The sequence below is a fragment of the Bradyrhizobium sp. dw_78 genome (genome assembly GCF_018449525.1).
Lineage (GTDB): Bacteria > Pseudomonadota > Alphaproteobacteria > Rhizobiales > Xanthobacteraceae > Bradyrhizobium.
The window spans coordinates 872,133-884,226 of sequence record NZ_JAAVUS010000001.1; the positions used below are offsets into that span (position 1 = coordinate 872,133).

10 protein-coding genes are annotated in these 12,094 nt (G+C 62.9%); 7 read left to right on the forward strand and 3 right to left on the reverse strand.

The window, feature by feature from the left end; genetic code table 11:
• Positions 1 to 12: 12 nt before the first annotated feature.
• The 3 genes from HB630_RS03930 to HB630_RS03940 are packed head-to-tail and all read left to right on the forward strand — an operon-like array spanning position 13 to position 3,546.
• Positions 13 to 786 (forward strand): hypothetical protein, encoded by a 774-nt coding sequence (locus HB630_RS03930; protein ID WP_213770175.1) that lies wholly within the window; start codon positions 13 to 15, stop codon positions 784 to 786.
• On the forward strand, positions 776 to 2,038 hold the full coding sequence (locus tag HB630_RS03935) for a hypothetical protein (protein WP_213770177.1): 1,263 nt from the start codon (positions 776 to 778) through the stop codon (positions 2,036 to 2,038). Before HB630_RS03930 ends, HB630_RS03935 begins: the two co-directional genes overlap by 11 nt.
• The gene (locus HB630_RS03940; RefSeq protein WP_213770178.1) at positions 2,035 to 3,546 is read left to right on the forward strand and encodes an aspartate aminotransferase family protein; all 1,512 of its coding nucleotides are present in this window, start codon (positions 2,035 to 2,037) and stop codon (positions 3,544 to 3,546) included. Before HB630_RS03935 ends, HB630_RS03940 begins: the two co-directional genes overlap by 4 nt.
• Positions 3,547 to 3,650: 104 nt before the next feature.
• Here HB630_RS03940 and flbT read toward each other — a convergent pair whose 3' ends face one another.
• Positions 3,651 to 4,064: a flagellar biosynthesis repressor FlbT gene (gene flbT / locus HB630_RS03945; protein WP_213770737.1), complete on the reverse strand. Its 414-nt coding sequence runs from the start codon at positions 4,062 to 4,064 to the stop codon at positions 3,651 to 3,653.
• A gap of 362 nt (positions 4,065 to 4,426) precedes the next feature.
• Here flbT and HB630_RS03950 point away from each other — a divergent pair, with 362 nt between their 5' ends.
• The 3 genes from HB630_RS03950 (at position 4,427) to flaF (ending at position 10,702) form a co-directional block, all read left to right on the forward strand.
• On the forward strand, positions 4,427 to 7,141 hold the full coding sequence (locus HB630_RS03950) for a DUF1522 domain-containing protein (RefSeq protein ID WP_213770180.1): 2,715 nt from the start codon (positions 4,427 to 4,429) through the stop codon (positions 7,139 to 7,141).
• 202 nt (positions 7,142 to 7,343) lie between these two features.
• On the forward strand, positions 7,344 to 10,070 hold the full coding sequence (locus HB630_RS03955) for a DUF1522 domain-containing protein (protein WP_213770181.1): 2,727 nt from the start codon (positions 7,344 to 7,346) through the stop codon (positions 10,068 to 10,070).
• 263 nt (positions 10,071 to 10,333) lie between these two features.
• Positions 10,334 to 10,702, forward strand: a complete 369-nt coding sequence (flaF, locus tag HB630_RS03960) for a flagellar biosynthesis regulator FlaF (RefSeq protein WP_213770182.1) — start codon at positions 10,334 to 10,336, stop codon at positions 10,700 to 10,702.
• Between the two features lie 37 nt (positions 10,703 to 10,739).
• On the opposite strand, the gene HB630_RS03965 is transcribed toward flaF, so the two are convergent.
• A complete protein-coding gene (locus HB630_RS03965) occupies positions 10,740 to 11,105 on the reverse strand; it encodes a hypothetical protein (RefSeq protein ID WP_213770183.1) in 366 nt (121 codons plus the stop codon).
• An 89-nt stretch (positions 11,106 to 11,194) separates the two neighbouring features.
• On the opposite strand from HB630_RS03965, the gene HB630_RS03970 reads away from it, so the two are divergent.
• Entirely contained in the window at positions 11,195 to 11,344 is a 150-nt protein-coding gene (locus HB630_RS03970) for a hypothetical protein (RefSeq protein ID WP_213770184.1), read from the forward strand.
• Between the two features lie 25 nt (positions 11,345 to 11,369).
• On the opposite strand, the gene nikR is transcribed toward HB630_RS03970, so the two are convergent.
• A complete protein-coding gene (nikR, locus tag HB630_RS03975; RefSeq protein WP_213770185.1) occupies positions 11,370 to 11,828 on the reverse strand; it encodes a nickel-responsive transcriptional regulator NikR in 459 nt (152 codons plus the stop codon).
• Positions 11,829 to 12,094: the final 266 nt, after the last annotated feature.

The window sequence follows — 12,094 nt, forward strand, 5'->3', positions numbered from 1 at the left end:
TCGGAGCCGTTCATGACCGACCGAATTCACCTGGTGGTGGCCACGCCGTGTTTTGGCAGTCAGGTGTCCAGCATCTACGCCAAGTCCATTTTCGCGCTTCAGGGCGCTATCCGCTCCAAATCCAACATCGACATGAAGGTGCTGCTGCGGGACGGCGACGCGCTGATCACGCGGGCGCGCGCCAATCTGATGACGCAGTTCCTCGACGATCCCGAGGCGACGCATTTCCTGTTCGTGGACGCGGATATCGGCTTCCAGCCGGAGCAGGTCTTCCGCCTGATCGAATCCGGCGCCGACGTGGTGGCGGCCGTCTATCCGATCAAGCGCGTCAATTGGGACAAGGCGAGGCGGGCGGTCGAGAACAAGCGGCCCAACATCGCGCCGGCGGCGCTCGATTACGTGCTCGAACTGGACAATCCCGATCATGTCGCCGTCGTCAACGGCTTCACGCGGGTGCGCTACGCCGGAACCGGATTCCTGATGATCCGGCGTCAGGTCTTCGAGAAGATGTGTACCGCCTATGCGTCGCTGCAATTCTTCCGCGAGCATTCGCTCGACGACCTCGCCGGAAGCCCGAACCGGTTTGCGCTGTTCGAATGCATGATCGATCCCGGCAGCGGAACCTATCTCAGCGAGGATTTCGCGTTCTGCAAACGCTGGACCGATATCGGCGGCGAAATCTGGGCGGATCTCGAAAGCAGGCTCGATCACGTCGGCCCGTCGGTGTTTCACGGCGATGTCTCTTCGCAATTCGCGGCGGCGGAGCCGGTATCCGATGCGGCGTGAGGTGGCTTCGGTGCCGAAGGCGCAAGCCGTCGCGGCCGGGTCAGCTGCGGATCGCCTCGGGGTGGCCCGGCTGGCGCGGATGTCGGCCAGCGGTGCCGATCTGCATCCGCTGTGGCGGACGCTGATCGCCAAACTGATCGGCGGCACCATCGCGCCGGGCGAGGGGCTCGACCTGTCGCTGATCGCGCAACTGCTCGGCGACAAAAACACCGGACTTGCGATCCAGCATGAGATCCTCGCCTCCCATCAATTGTTCCGTTCGCCATGCGCTTCAAAGATGCGGGGGCTGCGCGTGCTCGCGCTTGCGGCCGCGACCGATATGGGCGGCAACACCCCGATCGAGTTCCTGCTGGAAGGATCCGGCTTTGAACTAACGACGCTCTATGTCATGCCGGATTTCGACCTGCCGGCGCCGCTGCCCGATCATGACGTCGCCATCGTGATCGCCTCCGACTCGGAGGACTGCCGCGACGCGCTGCAAAAAATCGATCAGGTCGCGGCGCGCTGGCCACGGCCACTGCTCAACGCGCCGCATCTCGTCCGTCATCTCGATCGCGACAAGCTGTATCGTCTGCTTGACGGAATGACAGGACTGGAAATTCCGGAAACCGCGGCCGTCTCGCGCACGCAGCTATCGGACATATCCCGCTCCGCTCTCGCGTTGTGCGATGTCGCAGCCGATCTTGCCTTTCCCGTCATCGTACGGCCGCGCGGATCGCATGCCGGGGCGGGGCTTGCGAAGCTCGATGATCGCGCCGCGTTGGCGCGTTATCTCGCCGACAGGCAGGAGCAGGATTTTTTCATCTCGCGTTTTGTCGACTACTCCGGTGCAGACGGCCTGTTCCGCAAGTACCGGATCGTATTCGTCGACGGCCGGCCCTATCCGTGCCACATGGCGATCGCCGATCGCTGGGACATCTGGTATCTCAACGCCGCAATGTCGCAAAGCGCGAGCAAACGCCTCGAAGAAGAAACCTTCATGCGCAGCTTCGACATCGGCTTCGCGTGCCGCCATGCGACCGCGCTTTCCGGCATCGCCGCGCGGGTCGGCCTCGATTATTTCATCGTCGATTGCGCCGAGACCAAGAACGGATCGCTGCTGGTGTTCGAGGCGGACAACACCGCGATCGTGCATGACATGGATCCGCCCGACATCTTTCCTTACAAGCCACCCCAAATGCGCAGCATCTTCGGCGCGTTCGCCGCGATGATCCAACGCCGCAGCCGGGAAAATCAGGAGTGTGCGGCATGACGATCGCTTTGCGCAAGGAACCGCTCAAGTCCGAACCGGGCGAGACGCTCGATCCGCAGAACTGGGACGAGATCCGGGCGCAGGGTCATCGCATGCTCGATGACATGTTCGATTATATCGCCAACATCCGCGAGCGTCCGGTCTGGTCGCCGATCCCAGATGATGTGCGTGGGCGATTTCGCGATGAGCTTCCGCGCCAGCCTTCCGATCTCGGCGCGGTCTATCGGGAGTTCGCCGACCATGTCGTGCCCTATGCGACCGGCAATGTTCATCCCGGCTTCATGGGCTGGGTGCATGGCGGCGGCAGCGCCGTCGGCATGCTGGCGGAGATGCTGGCCGCCGGACTGAACGCCAATCTCGGTGGCCGCGATCACATGCCGATCGAGGTCGAGCGCCAGATCGTCGCATGGACGCGATCGATGTTCGGTTTTCCGGAGGAGGCGAGCGGGATTTTCGTCACCGGCACGTCGATGGCGAATCTGCTGGCGGTGCTGGTGGCGCGAACCGCGGCGCTGGGGCCGTCGGTCCGGCAGCACGGCATCGGCATCGAAGGCGCGCTGCTGACGGCGTACACATCGAAGGCGGCGCATGGCTGCATCACCAGGGCGATGGATATCGCGGGCTTCGGCAGCGATGCGCTGCGTTCGATCGCGACCGATCCATGTCACCGCATCGACGTTGCGGCGCTGCGTGCGCAGATCGCGGCGGATCGCGAGGCCGGCCTGAAGCCGTTCCTCGTCGTCGCTTCCGCGGGCACGGTCGATATCGGGGCGATCGACGATCTCGCCGCGCTGAGCGCGCTGTGCCGGGAAGAAAAACTCTGGTTTCATGTCGATGGCGCCTATGGCGCTCTCGGAATCCTCTCGCCGGTGCTTGCGCCGCGGCTTGCCGGAATCGAGAACGCCGATTCGATCGCGCTCGATTTTCACAAATGGGGGCAGGTGCCTTACGACGCCGGATTCCTGCTGGTTCGCGACGGAAAACAGCACCGCGACGCCTTTGCCGCGCCGGCCGCGTATTTGCGCCGGGAAACCAGAGGCCTTGCCGCGGGATCGTCATGGCCCTGCGATCTCGGCCCCGATCTGTCGCGCGGCTTCCGCGCGCTGAAGACATGGTTCACCCTGAAAACCTTCGGTACCGAAAGGCTGGGAGCGGTCATCGCCCGCACCTGCGCGCTCGCCGGATATCTGGAAGCGAGGATATCGGCCGAACCGCGGCTCGAACTGCTGGCGCCGGTTCAGCTCAATATCGTCTGTTTCCGCTATCGCGCCGCCGACGCCAACAAGGTCAACGGCAATATCGTCGTCGATGTTCAGGAGTCCGGCATCGCGGCGCCGTCAACGACCGTTCTCGACGGGCAGCTCGCGATCCGGGCGGCGATCGTCAATCATCGCACCGATACCGTCGATATCGATGCGCTGATATCGGCGGTGCTGGAATTCGGAGCGCAGCGATCGAAGTCCGGCTCCGTGGTGAATGTCGAGCCGTCGCCGCCTTTGGCGATGTAGGCGGCCGCTTCCCTTATAGGGCGGTATCGGAAGTTCACCTCTCCCATCGGGGAGAGGTGAACGGAGCATGCGGCCAAACCGATGCAACCCAAACTCATTCTGCTCTAGGCGGCGTGCTTGCCGACTGTCGCGTCGATTTGCTCGAGCAGCTTCTTCTCATGGGCCACGAGCTTGCGGGCCTCCTTCAGCGCGCGATAGAGGTCGCCGCTCAGAATGCTGTTGTTGATGCCTTCGATGATCGGCCAGGCGCTGGGCGCGGCGGTCATGATCTCGCTCACCAGATGGAAGTAGGTGCTGTGCTGGGCCTGCGGGTCCGGCGAAATGTACATCAGCTGCACCGCCAGATAGACCAGCTTCGCCGGCGTGTCGGCGTTCTCCGGCGTCATGATGTCCTTCTCGCGCAGGATCGGAACGTTGTCGCCGTCGATCAACAGGCGCGCGCGCTGATCCGTATTGGTGACGACGCAATTGCCGATGATGATCCGCTCATTCGGCTTGAGCTCGACCTTGAGGGACATGCCTGTTCTCCGTTCGCGGTTGATACGCGCATCGTTGCCACATTGAATTTGAACGAACGTCGTCTTTCGTGCGCCAGCAAGGCGGAAAATGCTTTTTAGCCGATGCGGCCGCAATCCTTCCCGAACATGGTTAATACTCTGTAAACGGGACAGGGCATCAGGAAAATCTGCAATGATATCAGCGTCATTTCCAATCGCGCGGCGCCGCAAGCGCAAGCTGGCGCGGTGCCGGCGCGACCCAAAGGCGCCGCCGGGCGATGCCGATTCATGTTTTGTTAGAGGCTTGGTTCCAACGTGCCGCATCTTCGATCAGACCGGTCGGAGCCACGTAGTTTGAGTTTCACACCAGAAAGGTATGAACAATGTCCGGTATCGTTCTTTCCGCCTCGGTTCGCCAGAACCTGCTTTCGCTGCAGTCAACCGCTGCCCTCCTTGCCACCACGCAGAACGATCTCGCGACCGGCAACAAGGTCAACTCGGCGCTGGATAACCCCACCGAATTCTTCACCGCGCAGGGCCTCAACAACCGCGCCGGCGACATCAACAACCTGCTGGACGGCATTGCCAACGGCGTGCAGGTGCTGCAGGCGGCCAATACCGGCATCACCTCGCTGCAGGGCTACATCTCCAGCGCGCAGTCGATCGCCAACCAGGTGCTGCAGGCGCCCACCGGCTATTCGACCAAGTCCAACGTCACCTCCGCCGCCATCACCGGCGCGACCGCCGACAATCTGCTCGGCACCACCGGAGCCAACGCCACCGCCACCGAAGGCGCGCTGCTGACCGGCGGTACCGTCCCCGCCATAGTGACCACGGCCACGACGCTCGGCGGCACCGCGGGTACATTGACCGGCACTGCGGTCAATGCGACCACCTCCGTCTCTGGCACTGCTCTTGCTCTTGCTTCTGGCACGGCGACTACGTCCACGGTGATCTCATCCCTCACCACGCCGCCTGCAGCCGGTTCGTCGCTGAAAGTCGATGGCAAGACCATCACCTTCGCGGCCTCGGTGCCCACCACCCCTCCGACGGGCGATGCTAACACCACCGATGGAAACGTGCAGATCGCTGCCGATGGTAGTATCACCGTCTCCACATCCGGTACCGTCCAGGACGTCCTCGATGCAATCAATCTCGCCACTGGCGCTGAGAAAGCTACGGTCGCGAGCGGTGTGGCGACCTTGTCGAGCGTGGGTGGCCAGCCTACTGCCTCGCTCGCCTCTGGCGGTCTGATCACCATCGGTGGCATCGGCAGCACGGCTCTGACGATTGCCGCTGGAACGACCAGTGCGCTCGGGGCGCTCGGGCTGAGCGCCGTCGCCGCCAGCACCACGGCGAGTACCGCCATCACCGCTGCCACGACGCTTACTGGCGCAACTGGCTCGCTGTCGAGCGACCCAACCGCCTTTGCAGCCGGCGACACCCTTAACGTCAATGGCAATACTGTCTCCTTTGTGAGCAGCGCTCCGACCACGGGCTACACCAAGGTTAATGGTGGGACCAGCACCTCGGGTAACATTTACGTCGGTGACGATGGCTCCGTGCAAGTTCTCCTCGGACAAACAACCGCCGCCTCAGTCGGCGACGTCCTGAACGCAATCGATCTTGCCAGCGGCGTTCAGACCTACACCGTCAGCGGCACGGGTACTTCCGCCGTGGCTACTTCGACCGTTGCGACCGGCCAGACCGCCTCTTCCATTTCCACCGGTACAGGCGCCGGTGCGGTAACGCTGGAGAGTTCGACCGGCTCCGACCTCACCATCACCGCCTCCAACGACGCGGATTTGACGGCACTCGGGCTGACCTCCACCTCCACCACGCCTGCCGGAGATTCCGTGTTCTCCGCGGCTCGCACCGAGTCCAGCACAAGCCTCGGTTCGCTGATCAGCGCCGGTTCGACCCTGACCGTCGACGGCAAGACCATCACTTTCGCCAACACGCTGCCGATCAACACGCCGACCGGTTCCGGTGTGAACGCGTCCAAAACCATCCAGACCGATGGCAACGGTAATTCCATCGTCTCGCTGTCAAGCGGCACCCTCCAGGATGTCCTCGATGCGATCGATCTCGCCACCGGGGTTCAGACCGCCAGCATCGACACCTCCAAGGTGGCGACGCTGTCGACCACGTCAGGCGATACCGCTTCCACGCTCGATGCGAAGGGCAAGCTCAACCTCAACACCGGCACGGCGCAGAGCCTGGTGATCGCCGCCGGATCGGGCGCAACTCCGGGCAATGCGCTCGCGGCGCTCGGACTGACCGCCGGCACCACGGCTGACTCGGCCCTCCAGGGTCAGACGCTGGCCATCGCGGCCACCGGCAACGGCACCGCGACCAGCATCACCTTCGGCACCGAGACCGGGCAGGTCTCGAGCCTCAACGACCTCAACACGGCGCTGGCGGCCAATAACCTGCAGGCCAGCATCGACTCCACCGGCGCGATCACGATCACGACCTCCAACAACGCGGCTTCGCAGACGATCGGCGCGCTCACCGGCACGGCTACGTCAACAGGTATGGCGTTCGCCAACCTGGTCGCGGCGGCTCCGGTCGTCGATCCGAACTCGCAGGCGACCCGCGCCAGCCTGGTGAATCAGTACAACCAGGTGATGGAGCAGATCAACACCACGGCGCAGGACTCCTCGTTCAACGGCATCAACCTGCTGAACGGCGATACCCTGAACCTGACGTTCGACGAAACCGGCGCCTCGAAGCTGTCGATCACCGGTGTGACGTTCAATACGGCGGGCCTTGGCCTTTCGAACCTGACCGTCGGCACCGACTTCCTGGACTCCGACTCCGCCAACACCGTGTTGTCGACGTTGACCCAGGCCAGCACCACGCTGCGCACGGAAGCGTCCTCGCTGGGTTCGAACCTGTCGGTGGTGCAGATCCGTCAGGACTTCAACAAGAACCTGATCAACGTGCTGCAGACCGGCGCTTCGAACCTGACGCTGGCCGATCCGAACGAGGAAGCGGCCAACAGCCAGGCGCTGTCGACCCGCCAGTCGATCGCGGTCTCCGCGCTCGCGCTCGCCAACCAGTCGCAGCAGAGCGTGCTGCAGCTGCTGCGCTGATCGCAGTTCGCGAGAAACAGATTGAAACGGCGGGGGAAACCCCGCCGTTTTTCGTTGTGCGGTGAAAATGCGAACTCTTTGAAGGTGTTACAGCCATCATTCGTAGTAGCAAAACGTTAATCATGAAACTTAAATTGCCGTTAACCATAATTTAAAGGAGAGCCGATAGAACCGGGCTGCCTAAATCAGGAAGGTCTGACACATGTCCGGTATCGTTCTCTCGGCTTCGGTTCGCCAGAACCTGCTCTCGTTGCAGTCAACCGCCGCCTTGCTCGCCACCACGCAAAACGATCTGGCGACCGGCAACAAGGTCAACTCGGCGCTGGATAACCCGACCGAGTTTTTCACCGCGCAGGGCCTCAGCAACCGCGCCAGCGACATCAACAACCTATTGGACGGGATCGGCAACGGCGTGCAGGTGCTGCAGGCGGCCAATACCGGCATCACCTCGCTGCAGAGCTACATTTCTACCGCGCAGTCGATCGCCAACCAGGTGCTGCAGGCGCCCACCGGCTATTCGACCAAGTCCAGCGTCACCGCCACCGCCATCACCGGCGCGACCGCCGACAATCTGCTCGGCACCACCGGAGCCAACGCCACCGCGCTTGAAGCCGCGATCATGACCGGCAATGCCACCCCCACCGCGGCGACAGCGACCACACCGCTCGGAGGAACCGCGGGTACATTGAGCGGTACCGCGGTCGATGCGAACGTCTCCGTCACGGGAACTGCTCTCGCTGCTGGCACGGTGACTGGGGCCACGGCGCTCTCAGGTCTCACCACGCCGCCTGCCGCCGGTAATTCGCTGCTCGTCGATGGCAAGACCATCACCTTCGCGGCCTCACCCCTGAGCCCCGCCACAGGCAGCGCTGGTAACACCGCCGATGGAAACGTGCAGGTCGCCGCCAACGGTAATGTCACCGTCTCCGTAGGCGGTACTGTCCAGGACGTCCTCGATGCGATCAACCTCGCCACCGGCGCTCAGACCGCGAGCATCGACACCACCTCCCATACGGCGACCCTGTCGACCGTGGCTGGCAAGCCTACCGCCTCGATCAGCGGTACCGGTGCGATCACCATCGGTGGCATCGGCAGCACGGCTCTGACGATCGGCGCCGGAGGCACGGCGCTCGCGGCGCTCGGGCTGAGCGCCGTCGCCGCCAGCACAACGGCGAGTACCGCCATCACCTCTGCCACGAAGCTTACTGGCGCAACTGGTGCGCTGTCGAGCGACCCCTCCACCTTTGCAGCCGGCGACACCCTTAACGTCAACGGCAATACCGTCTCCTTTGTCAGCACCCCTCCGACCACGGGCTACACCAAGGTTACCGCTGGGGATGCCGCCGATGGGACCCCCTCGGGTAACGTTTACGTCGGCGCCGATGGCTCCGTGCAAATTGTCGCCTCGTCAACAACCACAGTCGGCGACGTCATGGCCGCGATCGATCTTGCCAGCGGCGTTCAGACCTACAGCGTCACCGGCACGGGTGCGACTGCCACGGCTACGGCGAGCGTTGCGCCCGGCCAGACCGCTTCTTCGATTTCCACCACGGCTCCCGCCGGTGAGGTAACGCTGCAGAGTTCGACCGGCTCCGACCTCAACATCACCGCCAGCAATGCCGCGGATCTGACGTCACTGGGACTGACCGCCACCTCCACCACGCCTACCGGAGGTGCTACGTTCACCGCGGCTCGCACCGCGTCCACCACAGGCCTCGGCTCGCTGATCAGCGCCGGTTCGTCGCTTACCGTCGATGGCAAGACCATCACTTTCGCCAACACGCTGCCGGTCAACACGCCGGCCGGTTCCGGTGTATCCCCGTCCGGAAACATCCAGACCGATGGCAACGGTAATTCCATCGTCTCGCTGTCAACCGGCACCATGCAGGACGTCCTCGACGCGATCGATCTCGCCACCGGGGTTCAGACCGCCAGCATCACCCCCGCCCATGCGGCGACCCTGTCGACCACGCCAGGCGATACCGTTTCCTCGCTCGACGCGAACGGCAAGCTCAACATCAACACCGGCACCGCGCAGAATCTGACGATTGCCGTAGGGCCGGGCAACAATCCGGGCAATGCGCTCGCGGCGCTCGGACTGACCGCCGGCACCACGGCCGATTCGTCCCTTCAGGGCCAGACGCTGACCTTCGCGGCCACCGGCACCGGCACCGGGAGCACCATCACCTTCGGCACTGGCGCCGGGCAGGTCTCGACCCTCAACCAGCTCAACACGGCGTTGGCGGGCAACGACCTGCAGGCCAGCATCGACGCCAGCGGCGTGATCACGATCACGACCACCAACAACGCGGCTTCGGCGACGATCGGCACGATCGGCGGCACGGCGACCGGTGCAGGCTCTCCCTTCGCTGCCTTTGCCGGGATAGGCGGGCCGGATCCTGTGCTCGACCCGACTTCGCAGGCGGCCCGCGCCAGCCTGGTGGCGCAGTACAACAACGTCATGGCGCAGATCAACACCACGGCGCAGGACTCCTCGTTCAACGGCATCAACCTGCTGAACGGCGATACCCTGAACTTGACGTTCGACGAAACCGGCGCCTCGAAGCTGGCGATTCAGGGCTTCACCTTCGACGACGCCGGTCTTGGCCTTTCGGACTTGACCGCCGGCACCGACTTCGTGGATTCCAACTCCGCCAACACCGTGCTGGCGACATTGAACCAGGCCAGCACCACGCTGCGCACGGCGGCATCGAGTCTTGGTTCGAACCTGTCGGTGGTGCAGATCCGCCAGGATTTCAACAAGAGCCTGATCAACGTGCTGCAAACCGGCGCCTCGAACCTGACGGTCGCCGATCCGAACGAGGAAGCGGCCAACAGCCAGGCGCTGTCGACCCGCCAGTCGATCGCGGTCTCCGCGCTCGCGCTCGCCAACCAGTCGCAGCAGAGCGTGCTGCAGCTGCTGCGCTGATCGCAGTTCGCCAGAAACAGATTGAAACGGCGGGGGAAACCCCGCCATCTTTGGCTGTGGCGGCATCGCGGGGCGTTTGCGCTGTCTCAATATCTTTTGCGAGGGATGACGCCGCGAACAGTCAGGGTGAATGCGTACGATGATGTTTCATCGCATTTGGAATGCTATCGCTAACCTTATTTTAAAAGCAGCGAAGTACAAAACATAGGCAGTCAAAACCACAAAACCAGCAGACTGCGCAGCTCCCCCGTTTGAGGTCATGAATGTCCAATGCAGCCAAGGCCTATGCTCGCACGGCCCAGGTATCCTCGTCCCCTCGTGATATCGAAGCGCAGACGCTGCTGATGGCGGCAAGAAAGCTGGTCGAAATTCAACAGGACTGGAAGGGCGCCGGCGACAGGCGGATGCACGCCGCGTTGCTGTTCAATCGCCGGCTGTGGACCATTTTCATGAGCGAGGCGGAAAGCAACGACAATCCCCAGCCGCTCGAGGTTCGGCAAAACATCCTCAACATCGCGATATTCGTGATGCAGCGGACGATCGAGCTGCAGACCGATCCGAGCCCGGAAAAGCTGCAGTCGCTGATCGACATCAACTCGAACATTGCCGCTGGCTTGTCGGGCAGGGCGTAAAGCCCTGGTTGCGAGGCTATCGCCAGAATGCCGAAGTTCAGGCCTTCAGGTCGGTCGCGATCGGCCTGGCAGGCTGGTCTTTACTCAGATCGAGCGCGTGAAAATAGGCCCGGCGCCGCAGCGTCGCGTCATCGGGATATTGTTCCACGACCTCGCCGTTGTTGCTGTCGACGACCTGATAGACGATCGCGGCCGCGGACTGATCGAAAAACGCCTGATGCGAAATATATTCGCCCGCAGCCTGCGGATCGTTGCGGATGTCGCCGCCCGGATCGGTGGCGGTGACCGCCTGGCTGGCGGGCAGTTGAGTCGACACCGCGTTGCCGGCCGCCTCGCTGACAGGCTGACCAACAGCAATTGTAGCCGGTGCCCCGACCGGCTTGACGCTGAAATCCGTACTCATGGCAGCCTCCTGGCTCTCCTCGAGTCAAATCCCAACACCCTCCAAACGCAATATGACAATCACCTCTCAACACGAGGTTAGAGAACGTGTTGAATATCGTGCTGTTACCGGCTGATAAATTTGATGAAATCTGTCGAGGTTCTGGCGCCGGCGCGATGGCGTTTCCAGGCGGCAGGCCTGCCTCGCATCCGGAAAACGCGAGCGGCTTCGCTCCGCGTCAAGAAAACGAATTAAAATAAAGTATTGGAGAGCGCCGTTGAGGCTTTAGATCCGCTTCTTGCCGGCGCGATGGGGGTGGTCGTGCCGGTGTACGCCGGCATCGACATCGGACGGCATGAACACGACGTGGCCGTGGCGCACGCCGCGCTCGGCGATCACGTGGTCGGCAAACGCCTTTACTTCGGCGCTGCGTCCCTTGAGCACCGTCACCTCCAGGCAGCTGTCGTGGTCGATGTGAACATGGAGCGTCGCCTGCGCCAGATGATGATGATCGTGAAATTCCTGCGTCAGGCGTTTGGGCAGTTCGCGGGCCTCGTGATCGTAGACATAGCTCAAGGTGGCGATGCAATCGCGCCCCTCGGCCACTTCAAGGCTCGACTGCTGAAGGCCGCTGCGAACGAGGTCGCGGATTGCTTCCGACCGGTTCGCGTAACCCCGCGCCGCTATGAAGTCGTCGACCGAGGCGACGAGATCGTCATCGATCGTGATGGTCAAACGCTGCACCTGCCGTCTCCTTTCGTCCATCTCTGTCGCCCCGGATCTTCCGGCCCGGAGTATGATCTTTTCTAATTGACATCATACTGGCTCGTTCATACCCTCGCGCTGTCGATCAGGGCAGGATGGGGCGCTGCACCGATCGCACTTCGCGCCGGTTGCCGCGAAGCCGGTCGCTGCGAATAGTTGTGCTTGTTTCCGCTCCGGATTTGATCGGCTGCGGCGTGTCAAAATTCTCGTATCGTCTGGTATCCACCTTGGCATTTGCGCCGCTG